Raw genomic sequence first — 19,288 nt, forward strand, 5'->3', positions numbered from 1 at the left:
TCGAAGGTCGGTTCCGCCCCTCGTCAGCCGGTGCGGAACTGGTCTTTGCCGTATTGCGATCGACTCGAACGAATGCACAATGGCTCGTCGGAATGCGCCAACCTCCCTCTCTTTCCGTCGACGAGGAACAAGGTGCGAGTGACCAGGTGAACTGGCCCGAGGAGGATGGATTCCATGTTTCAAGTGCTGCCGGATCGTCAGACGCGCTTCCATGCGAACGATTTGAACCTCGCCAAGAGCATGGCAGACGCCTCCTATCAGGTCGTCATCAACGCCGCGGACATCACCGGTCACGTCGAGGACATCACAAACCGGATCGTCGAGCAGACCGAGCTGCTCGGAGCAGTGGCCTCGTCGATCGAGGACATGACCGACATCAACACTTGCATCGCCACCTCGGCGCACGAGCTGCTCGTCGAGGCCAACATCGTCACCGACCGCATGAGCGAAGTCCAGGCGGCGGCCACGCGCTCCATCGGCGAAGCGATCGGCCTGATCGACGACACCGCGACGATCGTGAACCGGTTGCCGGCGATCAAGGGCGCCCTGGACGAAATCGCGCGGGCGGTGGACGGCTTCGGCGAGGTCGCCAGACTGCGTGACCGGGTGGTCCGGCGCGTCGCCTCGATCGCGGAATCGACCGCCCGCAACCGCGAGCACTGCGAGGACATCCTCGAGGAAGTCGCCCAGCTGAACGAGGCCGAGCAGGAGACGAAGGAGGATTCGAAGAACGTCTCCAACCAGTGCCTGCAGCTCTCCGATCTCGGATCCGAGCTCTACTACACCATTCTCGCGAGCGGGGTGGAGACCGCCGACACGCCGTTCATCGAGGTGGTCATGGAGACCGCGAAGACGATCACGGCGGCGCTGGAGGCGGCTCTCGACAACGAAGAGATCGACCTCGCGTCCCTGTTCGACGAAAACTACGTGCAAATGCCCGACATCGAACCGCCGAAATACACGACGCGGTGGCTGCCCCTGATCGAGAAGTTGATTCCGCCGATCTGCGAACCCCTCTCGACCATCACTCCGGACGTGGTGCTCTGCACGATCACCGACCGCAACGCCTACATGCCGGTCAACAACCTGAAATTCTCCCATTCGCCGACCAACGACCCGGCGTGGAACGCCACCCATTCGCGCCATCGCATCCGCCACCGCGACCGCATCTCGGCTCGCATCGCCAGGTCGACCAAGCCCTTCCTGGTGACGGTCTTCCGCCGCAGGCTGGGCGACTGCACCCAGATTCTGAAAGACGTCTCTTCACCTATCTTCATCGGAGGACGCCTCTGGGGCAACGTCCGGATGCTGATCCTGATCAAGGTGGAGAACGTCGACTACATCCTGAAGCAGATGGACATTCATCGCGCCGTCGAGAGGATGCGCGGCGACGATGCGGCCGGAACCGGCAAGCGCACGCCCGACCTCGAGACGGAGCGGCCGAAGCCGCATCGCGACTATCCCAAGAAATTCTGCTTCCATCACGCCGGGCGGCTGAAGATCATCGACAACCACGACATTCAGCTCTTCTTCGCCAAGGATCGGCTCGTCTTCATCCAGACCGAGGACGGAAAGCAACATTCCGTCCGCTCGACTCTCAGCGATCTGGAGGAGAAGCTCGACGGCAGCCAGTTCATGAGATGTCATCGGAACTACATCGTCAACATGAACAAGATCGAGTATCTCACGAACTGGTTCAATCGAGGATACCTTCTGACGTTGAAGGGCGAGACGAAAACGGAAATTCCCGTGAGCAGGGTGTTCGTGAAGCATCTGAAGAAATATATAGAGTTCGACTGACGAACGGAGACCGGAATGGAACGTTCACGCACGCCGATCAGATTCGCATCATGACGTGAATCTCGACATCGAATCCGGATTACGCCGATCGGCAAGGCTCGTCGTCGTGAGGCTGGAGCACGGGACCGTTCGGCGTTCGAAGCGCAATTCGTCGGAGACAGTCACATGATCGGCATCGAGAACACGACTTTCGACGAAATGAAAGTCGGACAATCGGCGAGGCTCACGCGAACGCTGACCGTCGAGGACATCTACCTGTTCGGGGTTCTGACCGGTGATGCCAACCCCACCCACTACGACGACCTTGGGAACGAGGCTCGGGGACAACGGGTGCGGGGCCATGCGATGTGGGGCGCCGCGTTGGTGTCGGCCCTTCTCGGCAACGAGCTGCCGGGATCGGGCACCGTCTACAAGAAGCAGACCATCGAATTCGTCGCACCGGTGATGCTGGGCGACACGTTGACCGTCACCATCACGGTCGTCGAGCTCGACGCCGCCGGCGGGACGGTGACCTTCGACTGCAAGGGCATCAACCAGAAGGGCGACGCCGCCTTCACCGGGATCGCCGTCGTCGAAGCGCCGACCGAGAAGCGGCGCGACGAACCCGTGGCCGGCCTCTACGTCCAGTTCTGACTGCATTCATTCGGCGCGCCGACCGCGACGACGGCGCGTGCCGCCCCCCGCTCGATGCCGCGCCGCATGCGGCCCCGCCTTTCCTCGCTCCCTCGCGCGTTCTGCCGAAAGCCGGTTCCGTCGTGGTGGCCGGTGTACGCCGGTCGGTGATATTCGCCGCTTCAGGACCGAATTTGGACCTCCGGTCGTTTTCGTCTCCCTAGTCTCTCGCCGCGGGCCGACAGTCCGCCGTCAGAGAGAACGGGTAACCGCGATTGAAGCCCCCCCATCGACCGTGGTGCCGGAGCTCGTCGAGAACCGCCGGACAGCCGGCGCGGCGACGATCCGATTCATCCCGAACTCTCGTACGGCCCGTTCCACACCGAGTTCAAAGAGAGGAAAAACATGCCAATCAATCGCGTCTTGGTCATCGGCGCCGGCCAGATGGGAAGCGGCATCGCCCAGGTCGTCGCCCAGGCGGGCATCCCGGTCGTTCTGCGCGACGTCGAGGACGGGCTCGTGAAGAAGGGCCTGGCCGGCATCGAAAAGGCTCTCGGCCGCAACGTCGACAAAGGCAAGATGACCGCGGACGAGAAGGCGGCGGTGCTGAGCCGCATCACCGGCGTGGTCGCGCTCGACGCCGAGGTGGCGGCGGTCGATCTTGTGATCGAGGCGGCGAGCGAGAACCCGGCGATCAAGAAGGAAATCTTCACGGCTCTCGACGCGGTCTGTCCCGAGCACACCATCCTGTCCAGCAACACCTCTTCGCTGCCGATCACCGCTCTGGCCGCCTTCACCGGACGGCCCGCGCAGTTCATCGGCATGCATTTCTTCAATCCGGCGCCGGTGATGAAGCTGGTCGAGGTGATCAACGGCCTGGCGACGTCGCCGCAGACCTTCGCGGCGGTGGACGAACTGGTCACCCGCCTCGGCAAGACGACGGTGAAGGTCAGCGACGCATCCGGCTTCTGCGGCAACCGCATCATGATCCCGATGATCAACGAGGCCGTCTACGCCCTGTCGGAAGGCGTGGCGAGCGTCGAGGACATCGACAACGTCGCCAAGCTCGGCTTCAACCACCCGATGGGTCCACTCGCGTTGTCCGACCTGATCGGCAACGACACCGTCCTCGCCATCATGAACACGCTCCACGAGGGCTTCGGCGATCCCAAGTATCGGCCCTGTCCTCTGCTGAAGAAGTACGTCGCCGCCGGGTGGCTCGGCCGCAAGTCCGGCAAGGGCTTTTACGACTACGCCGCCAAGTGATCCCCTCCTGAAGAGCGATCCCATGAACACCTACGAGAATCTCCTGGTAGAGCGCCGGGACGGCGTCGCCATCGTCACGATCGACCGGCCGAAGGCCCTCAATGCGCTGAACGCCGCCACTCTCGCCGAGCTGTCGAAGGCGATCGTCGCCATCGCGGAAGACACGTCGGTTCAGGTGGTGATCTTCACCGGCAGCGGCGAGAAGGCCTTCGTCGCCGGCGCCGACATCACCGAGATGCAATCGATGTCGGCGGCCGAAGCCCGCAACTGGGGAAAGTTCGGCCAGAGGGTCTTCGCCGCCATCGAGGCCTTGCCGCAGCCGGTGATCGCCGCCGTCAACGGCTTCGCTCTCGGCGGCGGTTGCGAGCTGGCGATGGCTTGCGACATCCGCATCGCCGCCGAGAACGCCCGCTTCGGGCAGCCGGAAAGCAGTCTCGGCATCACGCCGGGCTTCGGCGGTTCGCAGAGACTGCCGCGTCTCGTCGGGACGGGACGCGCCAAGGAGCTGCTCTTCACGGCCGATGTGGTCGACGCCGCCGAAGGATTCAGGATCGGCCTCGTCAACAAGGTGGTGCCGGTCGGCCGGGCCCTCGAGGAGGCGCTCGCCATGGCCGAAAAGATCGCCTCGCGCAGCCCGGTCGCCGTCGGCTACTGCAAGGCCGCCGCCAACGAGGGGATGAACGTCGACCTCGGATCCGCCATCGCCTACGAGGCCGAGCTGTTCGGGCTGTGCTTCGCCGCTCCCGACCAGAAGGAGGGCATGAGCGCCTTCGTCGAGAAGCGGAAGCCCGTCTACCGCACCCGCTGACACCGCCCGTCACCGCGCGTTTCCGCGGGGCGCGAGAACGCACGCAGCATCCGGTACCGACGGAAATCCGTGTCCGGGAGCGTCAATCGATCAGGAGTCCTTCAAATGACAGACGACATCGTCATCGTATCGGCCGCGCGCACGCCCATCGGCGCGTTCAACGGCGCCTTCGCCGGCATTCCCGCGCACGAGCTCGGCCGGGTCGCCGTCGAAGCCGCGCTCGAGCGCGGGGGCGTCGCGCCCGACCAGGTGTCCGAAGTGATCTTCGGCCAGGTTCTCACCGCAGGGCAGGGCCAGAATCCGCCGCGTCAGGCCGCCATCGCCGCCGGCATTCCGGTCGAGAGTCCGGCCACGTGCATCAATCAGGTGTGCGGCTCGGGTCTGCGCTCGGTCGTGCTCGGCTATCAGGCCATAGCGGCCGGCGATTCGGACGTCGTGATCGCCGGCGGGCAGGAATCGATGAGCCTCGCGCCGCACTGCGCCCACCTGCGCGCCGGAACGAAGATGGGCGGTCTCGAAATGCTCGACACGATGGTCCGAGACGGGCTGTGGGAGATCTTCAACGGCTATCACATGGGCAACACCGCCGAGAACGTCGCCAAGCAGTGGGACATCTCGCGCCGGATGCAGGACGAGTTCGCCTGCCGGTCGCAGATCAAGGCGGAAGCCGCACAGAAGGCCGGCAAGTTCGAGGACGAGATCGTTCCGGTCACGGTCAGGTCGCGCAAGGGCGACGTCGTCGTCGACACCGACGAGTACCCGAAGCACGGCACGACCCTCGAGACGCTCGCCAAGCTGCGCCCGGCTTTCGACAAGGACGGCACGGTGACGGCCGGCAACGCGTCCGGCATCAACGACGGCGCCGCCGCGCTGCTGCTGATGACGGCGAGCCGGGCGGCGAAGGAAAGCAAGACGCCGCTCGCCCGCATCGCCTCGTGGGGTCATGCCGGCGTCGATCCCAGGATCATGGGCACCGGTCCGATCCCGGCCTCGCGTCTGGCCCTGAAACGCGCCGGCTGGAGCGCGGGCGATCTCGATCTGGTCGAGGCCAACGAGGCGTTCGCGGCTCAGGCCTGCGCGGTCAACCGGGAGCTCGGCTTCGACGTCGACAAGGTGAACGTCAACGGCGGCGCCATCGCTCTCGGTCATCCGATCGGCGCCTCCGGTGCCCGCATCCTCGTCACGCTGCTCCACGAGATGCGCCGGCGCGACGCGAAGAAGGGTCTCGCCACGCTCTGCATCGGCGGCGGCATGGGCATCGCCGTGTGCCTCGAGCGCTGATGCACCGATCCGAGAGACGCGCGGGGCGCCGCGCGTCTCTCGTCCCCCGAGAACGTCGAGGAAAGAAAGAGGAACGAGTCATGACGAGTGCAATGAAGCCGATCGATCCGCTGCCGAAGGTCTGGAACCCCGACCGCCGAATCGGCGAGATGCTGGCCGGCAAGCGCGGATTGGTGGTCGGCGTCGCGAACGAACAGAGCATCGCGTTCGGCTGCGCCGCCAAGCTGCGCGCCTTCGGCGCCGAGCTTGCGCTGACCCATCTCAACGAGAAGGCCGAGAAGTACGTTCGTCCGCTCGCCGAGCAGATTGGTGCGAGCCTGCTGATGCCGCTCGATGTCGAGCGCCCGGGCGAGATGGAGGCGGTCTTCGAGCGCATTCGCGCGGAGTGGGGCCGGCTCGACTTCATCGTCCACTCGATCGCCTACGCGCCGCGCGACGATCTGCACGGCCGGGTGATCGACTGTTCGCTTCCCGGCTTCCAGCAGGCGATGCGGGTGTCGTGCTATTCCTTCATCGAGATGGCGCGCCTCGCCGAACCGCTGATGAGCGACGGCGGCGTCATGGTGACGATGAGCTATTACGGGGCCGACAAGGTCGTCAGCAACTACAACATGATGGGTCCGGTGAAGTCGGCCCTGCAGTCGACCACACGCTATCTCGCGGCCGAGCTGGGCGAGGCCGGCATCCGCGTGTATGCGGTCTCGCCCGGACCGCTGAAGACTCGTGCAGCGAGCGGCATCGCCGCCTTCGACGATCTCGTCGCCGACGCGGTCGCGAGAAGCCCGGCCGGACGCCTCGTCGACATCGCCGAGATCGGGCGCACCGTCGCCTTCCTGGTCGGTGGCGGCGCTTCCGGCATGACCGGCGACACGATCTTCGTCGACGCAGGCCTTCACAACGTCGCCTGATCCGGCCGCTCGCGAGGAGCGCTCCGCCGGTCGGCGATCGGTCGGCATCGACAAGCGCCTCGGGAGTATTGCGGCAAGGCCGACAAGCTCGCGCCGGTGATCATCGGAGACGTGGGCAACCAGAACGCCTCCGATGGTCCCCCCGGGATGATGGCGCCAGCGTTCGCGGACGAGACGCGAATGACGCTCTCGCGCCTGGCTCCGGACCGACAGAACATTCGGAAATGTGCCGTTGCCGTGGGCGGCATCTCGGCGGCATGCGTTGCCGCGTGCCAGTCGAGCCGGAGGCGCAGCTCGCTCTTGCCGCGCCTGATCACCACCTCGAGGTGCCGTACCGGCGCATACACGGCGAGAGTCTGCACCCGACGACCAGACGAAGGCATGGCCGCCTTCATCGACCTCCGTTCCCCGCATTCGGCGGGGTGTATGCCGTCGCCGCGCGACCTTGGAGGCCGTCGAGCGGGCGCACAGGCGATGCCAGGGCGGGCGTGTTCGACGACGCTGGCCCGTGTCGCTTGCGACCGACCGACGGGGGCGCACGAACCCGACCCTGTCCGCCCGGGCGTCGAGCCGGATAACCGCAGGCTATGGCGGTCGTCGCCGATTGTATTTCGTCTCGGGGGTCCCGACCGGCATCATCACGCGACGTGACGCCCCATCGGCCCGCCGTGTCCTCGCGGCGCGTCTGTCCCCATCGAGCAGAGCCATGCCAGACACGACACGATCAGCTTCCGGAAAACGCCCCGTCGTCGTCACCTGCGCCATCACGGGCGGCGGAGACACGGTCGGCAAGCACCCCGCCATCCCGGTGACGCCGGAGCAGATCGCGGTCTCGTCGCTCGAGGCGGCGCGGGCTGGCGCCGCGATCGTCCACATCCATGTCCGTGATCCCGCCACGGGCAAGCCGAGCGCGGAGCTCGCGCACTATGCCGAGGTGGTGGAGCGCATCCGGGCCGAGAACCAGGACGTCGTCATCAACCTGACGACCGGGGCCGGCGCCCGCTTCATCCCGTCCGAGGACGATCCCAAGGTCGGCGGTCCCGGCACAACGCTGGCGAGCCCGGAGGCGCGGGTGCGCCATATCGAGGCGGTGCGCCCGGACATCTGCACCCTCGACATCACGACGATGAACTTCGGCGAGTTCGTCTTCGTCAACACGCCGGCGCATCTGCGCGTTATGGCGAAACGCGTCCGCGCCGCCGGCGCGACGGCCGAGCTCGAATGCTTCGACACCGGCAACATCCGCCTGGCGCTCCGGCTGATCGAGGAGGGCGCGCTCGCCTCCCCCGCCATGGTCCAGATCTGCCTCGGCATTCCGTGGGGCGCACCCGCCACGGTCGAGGCCCTGCTGATGATGCGGGACATGCTGCCGAAGGGCACGTTCTGGACCGGCTTCGCCATCGGGCCGCAGGAGTTCCCGATGGTGGCGCAGGCCGTGCTGCTCGGCGGTCATGTGCGGGTCGGGCTCGAGGACAATCTCTACATCGAGAAGGGCGTGCTCGCTCCGAGCAACGCGGCGCTGGTCGAGAAGGCGGTGCGGATCGTCGAGGCGCTCGACGCGCGTCCGGCGACACCCGACGAAACGCGCGCGCTGCTCGGGATCCCGCGATCCGCGGCGGTCGGCTGAGCCGCCGCCGTCACGCCCGATCGAGCTCCGCCGGGCCGGGCTCCGCCGCATCCAAATCCGGCGGGGCGAAGGAGGTGCGCAGCATGGCGCAGAACGCCTTCACGACCGAGATCGGCGTCTTGGTCCGCCGGTAGGCGATCCCGGCCGAGAACTCCCAGAGCGTGCCGTGGATGGCGAGCCGGCTGAGGCCGAACGCCTCCATGTAGGGCAGCATGACGGTCGGCAAGTTGACGATGTAGTCGCCGGCCTGCAGTAGCGACAGGATGCTGGCAATCGAGCTCGTCTCGACCGCCACGCTCGGTGGCGCGAGTTCGTTGGCGGCGAAGAATGAGTTGACCCGGCTCGATCCCACGTAGTCGTTGGCGAGCGCGATCCAGGGATAGGCCAGGAGATCGGCGGCAGCGATGTCGTCGCGCTGCGACAGCGGATGCCGCTTGCTTGCCGCCAGCATGTGGTGGATCTCGGTCAGGTGCTCCTTCACGATCTCCGGATGGCTCGGATAGTCGAGCGTCGAGCAGATGAGATCGAGCTCTCCACCGAGCAGGGCGGGCACGAGCGTGTCGATCACCCCGGTCCGCATCGTCACCTTCACGTTGGGCTGCTGCTTCTGGAACTTGGCGATCACGGGCGGCAGCAGCCGCAGCATCCACACCGGGCCGGCACCGATCCGGATATGGCCGCCGCTGCCGCCCGTGATCGCCTGAATCTCGCCGATCGCGTGTTGATACTCCAGCGCCATGAGCCGGACGCGGCGCGCCAGGATCTCGCCATAGGGAGTCGGCACCACCCCGTTCGGGCGCCGCTCGAACAGCGGCACGCCGAGGCTCGATTCGAGCTGGTGGATGCTCTTCGTCAGGGCCGGCTGGCTGATGTGCACAGCGTCCGCGGCCGCACTGATTCGGCCGTGATCGAGCACGGCGAGGAAATGGCGAAGCAGACGTGAGTGCATCGAGCGCGATCCTGCCCGCCGGCCGGGCGGGGCATCCCCGTCGTCGGGAGCCGGCGCGGGGGAACACCCCTGTGGACTGGACCGCTTTGGCACGACCGCAGGTCTCCCGCAAGGCCGACACGTTGCAAGGTCCGGGTGCGCCGTCCGGACCGCCGGATGCTCCGCGGCCGGGAAGCCTTCGTCCCGCGTGAGCGATCGGCCGCGACGCCCGCCGGTCAGCCGCGCAGCAGGCCCGGCAGCCAGAGGGCGAGGTTGGGGAACGCCGTCAGCACGCCGAGCACGAGCATGTCGGCGGCGACGAAGGGAAGGATCGTCCGGTACAGCTTGGGCAGCGGAATGTCGGGTCGCATCGCGTTGATGATGAGGATGACCAGCCCGATCGGCGGAATGATGAGGCCCAGCTCGACGATGACGACGTTGATGACACCCCACCAGACCGGGTCGTAGCCGAGATGCAGGATAATCGGCAGCGCGAAGGGCAGCGTGACGATCATGGCCGCGAGCTCGTCGAAGACCGAGCCGAGGACGAGGTAGACGCCCAGCATCAGCACGATGACGCCGACCGGCGGCAGCTCGACCTCGCCGACGAGCTTGATGAGCTGCTCAGGGATCATCGGCAGGCTGATGAAATAGGTGAACACCGACGAGCCGATCAGGATGAAATAGATCATGCCGGCGGTTGCGGCCGTGTCGCGCATGCCGGTGACGAAGTTGTCGAACGTGATGGTGCGGCGCAGCGCCGCGAATGCGAACGACACCACGGCGGCGACCGAGGCGGCTTCGTTGACCGTGAAGATGCCGCTGTAGAGGCCGGTGAAGATGGTTCCGATCAGCAGGACGGCAGGCAGGGCCCGCAGCAGCGCCCCCCGCCGCTCGGCCGCCGGGACCTTGTCCGACACCGGTGCGAGTCCCGGCGACCAGCGGACCAGAAGCGTGATCGCCGCGACGTTCGCCGCGATGGTGATCAGGGCCGGCACCACGGCCGCGATGAACACGTCGAAGATGTAGGCCCGCGCCACCACGCAGTAGATGATCATGCTGAGCGATGGCGGGATCAGCGCCTTCATGGCGCCGCCGGCCGCGATGGTGGCGCCCGAGAAGCTCGAGGAATAGCCGCGCGCCAGCATCTCGGGCAGGGCGACGCGCGTGAAGGTGGCGACCGTCGCGGGCGACGAGCCGCAGATCGCACCGAACGCCGCGCTGCCCCCGATGGTCGCGTAGGCCAGCCCGCCGCGCCGATGGCCCAGCAGCGCCGCTGCGGCGCCGTACAAGTCCTTGGAGAAGCCCGAGACGTTGACGAACGCCCCCATGATGAGGAACAGCGGGACCGCGGTGAGGTCCATGCTGCTCAGCACCTGGGCCGGCTCGGTCGCCAGGAAGGTGAGCGCCGGTCCCCAGCTCGTCTGCAGCGCAAAGGCGACGATGCCGACCGCGATCATGGCGAAGGCGAGCGGGACGTGCACGGCGACGAGGACGAACAGCCCCACCAGGCCGGCAATGCCGATTTGGGTCGGTGTCACGCGGCTGTCTCCGTCTCGACGATCCGGCGCGTGCCGAGCGCCCGCCCGACCAGCACCACCGCCTGGACCACGACACCGATCCACAGGACGCCGTCCACGACGAACCAGAACGGCGCCTTCGGCACCTCGAGCATCCAGGTCACCTCACCGGCCTGCATCGCCTTGGTGCTGTGGAGCCAGAACTGCCAGGCCATGCCTACCATGACGATCTCGACCACCAGGGCCGCGACGGTGTCGACGACGCGGAGCGCCACCGGCGGCAGCGTCCTGCCGAGCGCCCGCAGCACAATGTTGCTCTCGCGAAAGAGGGCGATCGGCAGGCAGGCCGCGCCGGCGATCGCCGCGACCATGTCGCCGAGCTCGCGGACGAAATCCAACGGGGTGTTGGCGAAAGCCCGCAGGATTCCGTCCGCCATCGTGAACGCCGCCAGGATCAGGAGCAGGGTGAGACCGATCACGGCCAGGCCGTTCGCCAGGGCGCTGGCCACCCGTTCGATCCCGGCCATGGTCACTTCGCCCGGATTTGCATGAGCAGCTCTCTGGACTTGGCGAGGACCTTGGCGTTGTTCGGGTCCTTGTCGCTCCATGCGGCCGTGACCTTCTCGTAGGGCGCCTTGACGGCGGCGAGATCCGCTGCCGACGGGGACACGACAGTGCGCTTGGGATCGGCCTTGAAGCCGGCGATGATGCCGGCGTTGTGGGCCAGCAGCGCCTTGACGTAGAGGTCGTTGATCCAGGCGCCCGAATACTTGTCGAGAGCGGCTTTCGCCTCGGCCGGAAGTGCGTCGTACTTGGCGCGGTTCATCACCATGGCGAGCGGCCCACAGCCGAGGTCGAGCAGATAGCTGTGGCTGGTCACGCGGTCGACGCCGAAATCGATCACGGCCGCCGGCACCAGGGTCGCCGCATCCACCGTGCCGCGCCCGATCGCCTCGACGATCTCGTTCGGCGGCATCAGGATCGGCACCATGCCGAGCTCCTTGACGGTCTGGCCGACGATCGGGCCGACGATGCGCACCTTCATGCCCTTGAGATCGGCGTTGGACCGGATCGTCCGGCGCGCGAAGATGTTGTAGTTCGCGTTCATGAACGAGCCGATAACGTGATAGTCGCCGTAGCCGCGTAGGCTGTTCGACGTCACCAGCCCGGCATAGAGCTTGGTGCCCTCGGCCAGATCCTTCAGCAGGCCGGGCAGCTCGAACACCTGGTCGTCCGGGAAGCGGCCCGGCACCAGGCTCGGATTGATGAAGGCGATGTCGGCGACGCCGTCCAGCACGAGCTGGGGCTGCGCCGGCAGGCTCTTGCCGAGCGCCCCGTTCGGATAGGCGTCGATCTTCACGGCGCCGCTCGGGTCGGCGTTGACGGCGTCGACCCACGGCTTGATCACCTTCGCGTAGTTCACCTCGGTGTCGGACGCGAAGAAGGACAGCTTCAGTGTCACGGGATCGGCCACGGCTTGGCCTGTACCCAGCGCCAGAACAGCGCCCAGGATCGCGGCGAAACGTTTCGTCATCTTTCTCTCCCTTTTCACGTCCGGTTCACCCGGCGTTTTTCGTCTCGTCGGGGCCGCTGGTCGCTGCCAGCAGGGCGGCGTCGAGGCGGCTCTCCAACTCGGCCCGCTGCTCCGGCGTCCACGTGCGAAAGCCGCGACCGACCGCGGCCCCGGTCTCGCCGGCCGCGACCTTGTCGACGAGCAGCCGTTGCGGCGCACGGCTGCAGTCGAGATCCGACAGCAGCACGGAATGGATGGCCAGCGTCAAGCCGAGACCGAGCATGTCCGACTGCTCGAGCGGCCCCATCAACCCGAGCCGCGCGCCAAAACTGTTCCTGACGACGAAGTCCACCGTCTCCGCGTCGCACACGCCGTTCTCGACGAGGGCGATTGCTTCTCGCTTGAGGGCGTGCTGCAGGCGGTTGCCGATGAAGCCGGGCACATCCTTGCGGACATGGACCGGCTTCTGTCCCACCTCGGCGAGCAGCGCCATGGCGGGCGCGATCAGCGCCGGATCGGTGCGCTCGGCCTGGACTACCTCGACCAGCCGAACCGCATAGGGCGGGTTCCAGAAATGCATCCCGAGCGCGCGGCCCGGATGGCCGACCTCGGCCGCTACTTGCGACACCGGGATGACCGAGGTGTTGGTGGCGAGGATGACGTCGGGCCCGCAGCAGGCGTCGAGCTCGCGGAAGATGCTCTGCTTGAGCTCGACCTTTTCCGGCGCCGCCTCGATGACCAGCACGCAGCCGGCGATCTCGTCCGGCAGAACCGCATGGAACGCCACGCGATCGGCGATCGATGCCGGCTGGCCGCGGCGCGCCGTGATTCCGGCAAGCCGCTCCGGCGCGGCGGCGAGCGCCGCCTCGATCGGATCGATCAGATGGACCCGAAATCCGCCGGCCGCGAAGATCTGGGCGATGCCGACCCCCATGCGGCCGGCGCCGACCACGCCGACGGCGCGGTCATCCGGCCGTGTAGCCGCCATCGACATACATCACCTGTCCGGTACAGAAGTCGGAGGCCGGCGAGAGAAGATAGAGCGCCATGCCGACCAGATCCTCGGCCTCGCCGAGGCGGCCGAGCGGGATGCGCGACAGCGACCGCTTCTTTGTCGCCTGGCCGAGCTCGTCGTCGCCGAACATCCAGGCGGTCAGCTTGGAGCGGAAGACGGTCGGTGCGATGGCGTTGACCGTGATGCCGTGCTTGGCCCACTCGGTGGCGAGCACGCGGGTGAGCGCGTCGGTCGCCCCCTTGGAGGTGCAGTAGGCTGTGTAGCCCGAGACGTTGCCGTGGCGGCCGCGCACCGAGGACATCAGCAGCACCTTGCCCTTCACCTGCTTCTCGATGAAGTGGGTGCCGACCGCTTTGGCCATGAACCAGGCGCCGCGGACATTGGCATCCATCACCTTCTGCCAATCCTCGTAGGCCATCTCGTGGATGAAGCCGGCCTTGTTGTAGCCGGACGCGATCACCAGCTGGTCGACGCGGCCGAAGGCGGCGAGCGCCGCATCGAGCATCGCTTGCGCGTCCTCCAGCGTGTCGGGCCGGCGCGCCACCGTGATGCAGCGGCCGCCTCCGAGGCTCTCGACCTCGGCCGCGACCTCGGCGAGCTCCTTGGTCGAGCCGCCGGCGAGCGTGAGATCGACACCGAGCGAGGCGAGCATCAGCGCGGTGGCCCGGCCGAACGCGCCGGAGGCGCCGGTCACGATCGCGGATTTTCCCCGCACGTCGAACAGCGACAGCGGATTGCGGAGCGGTTCCGAGATCATCGCTCTCAACCTCTTGTTTTCGACAGGACGACCAGCATGCTGGCTACGGCGTTACTCCGGTTCTCGATGGCGCGCGCCTCGCCCGGAGCGAGATGGCAGGAATCGAGCGGGCCGAGCGTCACGGTGCCGGCCTCGGTGAGCACCGTCACCTCGCCGGAGACCACGATGTAGAGCTTCTCGGCGGCGGAGGCCGACATCTCGGCGCCGCCACCGGGCAGGAAGTGCGACAGCCCGCACGTGAAAGCCTCGGTGGCGCTCTCGGCGCCGCCCTGGAGTTGCAGCCCCACCATGGCGTGATGGCGCCTGGCATCGTAGGGCTTGGCGTCGGCGAAGCGGGTGACGTGCATGTCAGGCTCCGGTCGGGATGCGGAATTTCTGCTCCGGGTCGATCACCGCGACGACGCGCACGACGCAGCCCTCGCCTTCGTGCCAGCGCCACGGGAACGCCATGAGGGTGCAGCGCTGGCCGGTGACGAGATCGACGTCGCCGCCGATGTTCTCGATGCCCGGGATGCCGGCGCCCATCATGATCTTGTGAGCCGGCTCCCAGTACGGGAAGTCCTCCAGCACGTGGCGGCCGGTGAGGGCCTTGTACTCCGCATCGAGATGAGGGTGCGAGGGGCCGAGGCCGTGGTCGCACAGCTTGGTGCCGAGCGGGTGATCGAGCGCCTGAACGTCGATGCCGAGCATCTTGACGCCACGCTCGACGATCCACTCGGCCGCCTCCTTGTAGAGGCCGGGCGAGTAGGCGTAGTAGTCGTCGTTGTCGCCGAGCTTGTGATGCGAGCCGGTGTTGATGATCAGGATGTCGCCGCGCTCGATCGTCGGCGTCGCCTTCTCGAGGTCGTCCGGCGTGATCACGCCCCACTTGCCCTTGGGGATCGACACGACGACGCCGGTGCCGAAGAAGCGCCAGGTGTCGTAGCCGGTCAGCGACTTGCCGTTTTCGGTGACGTGCAGCTGCGCATCCATGTGGGTGCTGCGGTGCATGATCGATTCGATCTGTTGCACGAAGATGCCGTCATTGGCGTGGAACTTGTGGACCCGGACGTTGAGGTTCGCGGCGGATGGCCATTGCGGCACGCCGTGGCCGTAAACGTTGCTGAGGTCGTAGTAGCGCAGGCCGTTCGATCCGATGATCTCGCCCATGATGTGTCTTCCGTGTTCTCGTGTGGGACGACCGTCGCGGGTCATGCGGCGCGGCCGGACTCGATGCGATAGGCGCCGGACGGATCGAGCATCGCCATGAGGCGGATGACGCAGGCATCGCCGGCGCCGAATCGCCACGGATAGGCCTGGATGGTGCAGCGCTTGCCGAGCACCTCGGCGACGTCGCCGCCGACATTCTCGATGGTCGGGATGCCGGCTTTCAGCAGCATGCGGTGCGCCGGGATCCATTCGGGGAAGCCGGCCTTGACGTCGCGGCCGGTCTCGGTCTCGTAGAATTTCGGCAGGCGTTTCATCAGCGGGCCGCCGCGATGCAGGCCGAGCGAGGTGGCGAGCGGGTGGTCGACATAGGCGGTGTCGATGCCGACGAGCTTTACGCCGCGATCGATCAGCCATTGCGCCGCGTCCTTGGAGAGGCCCGGTCCCTGGCCGAAATACTCCTGGCTGTCGGAGTATTTTCTGTGCCAGCCGGTGACCACGAGGACGATGTCACCCGCCTCCACGGTGGGCGTCGCGGCGTCCAGATCGGCGGCCGTCACGTACTCCCAGCGTCCTTTCGGGATGCTCAGCACGACGCCGTTGCCGAAGAACAGGTCGATCGGCAGGCTCGCCAGATCGGCGCCGCCCTGCACCATGTGCAGCGGCGCGTTGAGATGCGTCGAGTTGTGCATGACGGCGGTGATGCGCTGGCTCAGCACGCCGTGCGCGGCGTGATAGACGGCGCGCTCGATGCGGATGTCCGGATCGCCGGGATTGATCGGTGTGCCATGCCCCCAGGGATGGCTGAGTTCGACGAAGACGAGTCCCGTGCCGGGTTCGGTGACGCTCATTCTCTGGCTCCGCTCGGGGCGCGCGGATCACAGTCCGGCGCTCGTTCGCGAGCGACGTTAGGAGCGCCGGGCGAGGGGCGTCCAATAGCGACCTCGGCTCGATGGATATCTGAAAGTTATGGTGCAATGCGGCATGTGGAGCGCCCGGCACCGGGCCTGGGGGCGGTCTGCGCGCGACAGGCCGCGGGTCCCGGCTCATGGGCGAAGGAAAGGTCAGCGGCTTCGACGATCGGGGCGGTGACCGGATCGTCGAAGGGCGATGTCAGGTGGATGCACGCGAGACGAAGTCCGGCGTGATGTCCGCGATCGATCCGGCTCCGGCGAGCTGCATCGTCATGGCGAGCTCGGCGCGGAGCCGCGCATACACGGCTTCGACTCCCTTGGCGCCGCCGAGCGCCAGGCCGTAGAGCACCGGTCGGCCGATCGCGACGACCGAGGCGCCGAGCGCAATGGCGCTGAAGACATCGTGCCCGCGGCGAATTCCACCGTCGATGATGATCGGCACCTTGCCGTCGACCGCGTCAACGATCCGCGGAAGCACCGAGATGCTGCCCGCAAGATGATCGAGCTGGCGGCCGCCATGGTTCGAGACCCAGATGCCGGCACAGCCGTGCCGAACGGCGTCGCGGGCCAGCGCCGGCGTCATCACCCCTTTCAGCACAAGCGGCAGGCCGGTCTCGGCCACGCAGAACGCGACATCGCCCCAGTCGAGCGCCGTCTTGTGCATGTCGGGGGTGCGGCCGGCCAGGGCCGGGGAGATCGGCGTGTTTCCGAACTCCAGCCGGGGCGGAGCGCGCAGGCCCAGCATCGCGGCGCGTTCGCGATTGCCGTAGGTCGTGGCGTCCACCGTGAGAACGATCGCCGTGTAGCCGGCCTGCTTGGCCCGCTGGAGCTGCTCGCGTGCATAGTCGCGATCCTCCGGCACGTAGATCTGGAACCACTTCGGCCCGGCCTCGCAGGCCGACGCGATCTCCTCGAGCGACAGGGTCGAGACCGAGGTCGTGACATACAACCCTCCGGCCGCGATCGTGCCCCTCGCCGAGCCGACCTCCTTGGAGCTGTGGGCCAGCCCCTGCAATCCCATCGGGGCCGTGATGATCGGCGCAGACACGGCCGACCCGAGAATGGTCGTCCGCAAATCCGCCGACGCCACGCCCGGGAGATAGCGCGGCTCGATCGTCAGCCTGTCGAACGCCATCTCGTTCTCGCGAAGCGTCCATTCGTCGCCGCTCCCGCCGGCGATGAAATGAAAACCGAATTCAGGCAGGACCTTTGCAGCCTGCTGCTCGAGCGTCCGCAAGTTCACCACCTTGATCGGTTGCTCGATGCACGGCGCTTCATAGGGGGGCGCCGATGCGTCGGTCTGCAGTGAGGGACGCGCGGTCGGCGATATCGTCACGGACGAGCGATCCGCAGCGGTCGATGAATCAGACCTTGCAGGCACTTCAATGCCGTTCTGCAGAGGGATTCGGTCCTGGACGGTCAACGGAAATCTCCCGGCTCACGGCTCGACAGAGGTCGAGTCCATTCGTGATCATCCGTGGCGATACCTGTGTTCGCAAGCCCTTCCGGCGAGCGTCTCTCTGAGGCGAGCACGGAGGTGGAGTCGCATTACAGCTCGGAGCCGGCGCCGACGTCGGCGGCTGGTCGCGTGGGCGCAGAAGCGGATGCAGGCGACGCTCGAGCACGGATTTCGTTGGCGGAACTCGCGGCGCATCTCGCCGCCAGCGAGCGAACGCTCAACCGGCGCTTTAAGCATGCGGTCGGGGACACGCCTCTGGGATATCTCCAGACCCTGCGTGTCGAAGTCGCCAAAGGTCTGCTCGAGTCCGGGCGCCTTCCGGTCGACGAGGTCAGCCGACGCGTCGGCTGCGGAGACGTCAACACGTTTCGACAGTTGTTCAGGAGCAAGACCGCGCCGTCTGCGCTCGAGTATTAACGTCGATTTGCACGACAGACGTCCGGCACCCTTCGAGAGCGAGGGACCGCGCGGGCCGCGCGAGCCCAGCCGATCAGGCCGGGCCGGACTTTGTGCGATCACTCGCAGTGGGGCCTTCGAGCAGGGGAGAGCCGGAGCGCTCGCGCCGGAACGAAGCCGGTATCCACGGGGCTTCCCGTCGCGAATGTCAGCCGCGAATGTTGTAGCCGCCGTCGATATAGTGCACGCCGCCCGTCACGTTTCCGGCACGGCCGGCCAGGAAGGCCGCGTAGGCGCCGACGTCCTCGATGCTGGCGAGCTCCTGGGTCGGGGCCCGTTCGATGGCGCGCTCCAGAAGCTCGTCGAAGGCCGGAATGCCGGAGGCGGCGCGAGTCCGCAGCGGTCCGGGCGAGAGCGCGTTGACGGAGATCTTCTTGGGGCCGAGCTCGGCCGCCATGTAGCGCGTCACCGATTCGAGCGCCGACTTGACCGGCCCCATGACGTTGTAGTGATCGACCACCTTCTCGGCGCCGTAGAACGACACGGTCATGCAGGCGCTGCCGGGAACGAGCAGCGGCTCCATCGTGTGCACCAGACGCACGAACGAATAGACCGAGATGTCCATCGCGGTGAGGAATCCGTTCCGTGAGCAGTCGACCACGCGGCCGTGCAAGTCGTCGCGCGGGCAGAACGCCACCGAGTGCAGACAGATGTCGAGGCTGCCCCAGGTGCTCCCGATGGTGTCGCGGAGCGAAGCAAACTGCGCGTCGTCGCGGACCTCGAGGGGCAGGAACAGGGAGGCGCCGAGCTCCTCGGCGAGCGGACGCACATAGGGCGCCACCTTCTCGTTGGCGTAGGTGATCGCCAGCTCGGCTCCGAGCTCACGAAACGCCTTGGCGCAGCCATAGGCGATCGATTGATCGTTGGCGATTCCGACCACCAGGGCCTTCTTGCCGGCGAGAGAGATCATCGAAAGAATCCGTATCTGTCTGGAGGAGGCATCAGACCGCGGGCCGGCGACGGACGCCGCCGGGCGCGAGCTGCAGCAGCGCGCATCGCCCCACCCCGGCGGCTCGCCGGGTGCGCCGATGCGACCGGTTCGACGACGCGCATCGGCGCAAGGCCCGATGCGCGTGACGCTGTCGCGGGTCTAGGTCACGTCGCTCATCGACTGCTCCATTGCCGCCTGCGTGTGCGACGGTGACGATTCCCGTGACCGCCCTCGTCGTGTCCGCCCCTCCGTAGCGGCATATGCTGCACTGCGAAAAGTATCTTACGGTTACATCGGCCCGCGAGCCCGGATCCGCGCGCCGCACGGCGTCAGGCAGTGGTTCCCCG

19 protein-coding genes are annotated in these 19,288 nt (G+C 66.9%); 8 read left to right on the plus strand and 11 right to left on the minus strand.

The features are described from left to right. The first annotated feature begins 174 nt into the window (after positions 1-174). The 7 genes from CH341_RS01205 (at position 175) to CH341_RS01235 (ending at position 8,302) form a co-directional block, all read left to right on the plus strand. Positions 175-1,800, plus strand: a complete 1,626-nt coding sequence (locus tag CH341_RS01205; RefSeq protein WP_170149415.1) for a LytR/AlgR family response regulator transcription factor — start codon at positions 175-177, stop codon at positions 1,798-1,800. 165 nt (positions 1,801-1,965) lie between these two features. Next, positions 1,966-2,433 carry a MaoC/PaaZ C-terminal domain-containing protein gene (locus CH341_RS01210; protein WP_111417209.1) on the plus strand — a complete coding sequence of 156 codons (468 nt, stop codon included), beginning with the start codon at positions 1,966-1,968 and terminating at the stop codon, positions 2,431-2,433. 384 nt (positions 2,434-2,817) lie between these two features. Next, on the plus strand, positions 2,818-3,678 hold the full coding sequence (locus tag CH341_RS01215; protein ID WP_111417210.1) for a 3-hydroxybutyryl-CoA dehydrogenase: 861 nt from the start codon (positions 2,818-2,820) through the stop codon (positions 3,676-3,678). 22 nt (positions 3,679-3,700) lie between these two features. Next, positions 3,701-4,486 (plus strand): enoyl-CoA hydratase-related protein, encoded by a 786-nt coding sequence (locus CH341_RS01220; RefSeq protein ID WP_111417211.1) that lies wholly within the window; start codon positions 3,701-3,703, stop codon positions 4,484-4,486. A gap of 105 nt (positions 4,487-4,591) precedes the next feature. Next, the gene (locus CH341_RS01225) at positions 4,592-5,767 is read left to right on the plus strand and encodes an acetyl-CoA C-acetyltransferase (protein ID WP_111417212.1); all 1,176 of its coding nucleotides are present in this window, start codon (positions 4,592-4,594) and stop codon (positions 5,765-5,767) included. Positions 5,768-5,859: 92 nt separating this feature from the next. After that, the gene (gene fabI / locus CH341_RS01230; RefSeq protein ID WP_111417213.1) at positions 5,860-6,675 is read left to right on the plus strand and encodes an enoyl-ACP reductase FabI; all 816 of its coding nucleotides are present in this window, start codon (positions 5,860-5,862) and stop codon (positions 6,673-6,675) included. Positions 6,676-7,381: 706 nt separating this feature from the next. Further along, positions 7,382-8,302 (plus strand): beta-keto acid cleavage family enzyme, encoded by a 921-nt coding sequence (locus CH341_RS01235; RefSeq protein WP_111417214.1) that lies wholly within the window; start codon positions 7,382-7,384, stop codon positions 8,300-8,302. A gap of 10 nt (positions 8,303-8,312) precedes the next feature. Here the strand turns inward: CH341_RS01235 and CH341_RS01240 are convergent, their stop codons facing one another. From CH341_RS01240 to CH341_RS01285, 10 genes are all read right to left on the minus strand, one after another. Continuing rightward, entirely contained in the window at positions 8,313-9,251 is a 939-nt protein-coding gene (locus CH341_RS01240; RefSeq protein ID WP_111417215.1) for a LysR family transcriptional regulator, read from the minus strand. 215 nt (positions 9,252-9,466) lie between these two features. Next, entirely contained in the window at positions 9,467-10,771 is a 1,305-nt protein-coding gene (locus tag CH341_RS01245) for a TRAP transporter large permease (RefSeq protein ID WP_170149416.1), read from the minus strand. Next, complete coding sequence (locus tag CH341_RS01250; RefSeq protein ID WP_170149417.1) at positions 10,768-11,277, minus strand: TRAP transporter small permease; 510 nt, start codon at positions 11,275-11,277, stop codon at positions 10,768-10,770. Before CH341_RS01250 ends, CH341_RS01245 begins: the two co-directional genes overlap by 4 nt. A gap of 2 nt (positions 11,278-11,279) precedes the next feature. Then, complete coding sequence (dctP, locus tag CH341_RS01255) at positions 11,280-12,284, minus strand: TRAP transporter substrate-binding protein DctP (protein WP_111417218.1); 1,005 nt, start codon at positions 12,282-12,284, stop codon at positions 11,280-11,282. Between the two features lie 25 nt (positions 12,285-12,309). Further along, positions 12,310-13,251, minus strand: a complete 942-nt coding sequence (locus CH341_RS01260) for a 3-hydroxyacyl-CoA dehydrogenase family protein (protein ID WP_111417246.1) — start codon at positions 13,249-13,251, stop codon at positions 12,310-12,312. Further along, a complete protein-coding gene (locus CH341_RS01265) occupies positions 13,229-14,035 on the minus strand; it encodes an SDR family NAD(P)-dependent oxidoreductase (RefSeq protein WP_111417219.1) in 807 nt (268 codons plus the stop codon). Before CH341_RS01265 ends, CH341_RS01260 begins: the two co-directional genes overlap by 23 nt. Positions 14,036-14,040: 5 nt before the next feature. Beyond that, on the minus strand, positions 14,041-14,382 hold the full coding sequence (locus CH341_RS01270) for a cupin domain-containing protein (protein WP_111417220.1): 342 nt from the start codon (positions 14,380-14,382) through the stop codon (positions 14,041-14,043). Position 14,383: 1 nt separating this feature from the next. Continuing rightward, entirely contained in the window at positions 14,384-15,184 is an 801-nt protein-coding gene (locus CH341_RS01275; RefSeq protein WP_111417221.1) for a cyclase family protein, read from the minus strand. Positions 15,185-15,225: 41 nt separating this feature from the next. Then, complete coding sequence (locus tag CH341_RS01280; protein WP_111417222.1) at positions 15,226-16,032, minus strand: cyclase family protein; 807 nt, start codon at positions 16,030-16,032, stop codon at positions 15,226-15,228. Positions 16,033-16,294: 262 nt separating this feature from the next. Next, on the minus strand, positions 16,295-17,476 hold the full coding sequence (locus tag CH341_RS01285) for an alpha-hydroxy acid oxidase (RefSeq protein WP_342634987.1): 1,182 nt from the start codon (positions 17,474-17,476) through the stop codon (positions 16,295-16,297). Between the two features lie 156 nt (positions 17,477-17,632). Between CH341_RS01285 and CH341_RS01290 the strand changes: the two genes are divergently transcribed. Beyond that, positions 17,633-17,971 (plus strand): helix-turn-helix domain-containing protein, encoded by a 339-nt coding sequence (locus CH341_RS01290; RefSeq protein WP_210208144.1) that lies wholly within the window; start codon positions 17,633-17,635, stop codon positions 17,969-17,971. A gap of 187 nt (positions 17,972-18,158) precedes the next feature. Here CH341_RS01290 and fabI (CH341_RS01295) read toward each other — a convergent pair whose 3' ends face one another. After that, positions 18,159-18,920: an enoyl-ACP reductase FabI gene (fabI, locus tag CH341_RS01295; protein ID WP_111417224.1), complete on the minus strand. Its 762-nt coding sequence runs from the start codon at positions 18,918-18,920 to the stop codon at positions 18,159-18,161. Positions 18,921-19,288: the final 368 nt, after the last annotated feature.

Source organism: Rhodoplanes roseus (assembly GCF_003258865.1).
GTDB classification, from domain to species: domain Bacteria; phylum Pseudomonadota; class Alphaproteobacteria; order Rhizobiales; family Xanthobacteraceae; genus Rhodoplanes; species Rhodoplanes roseus.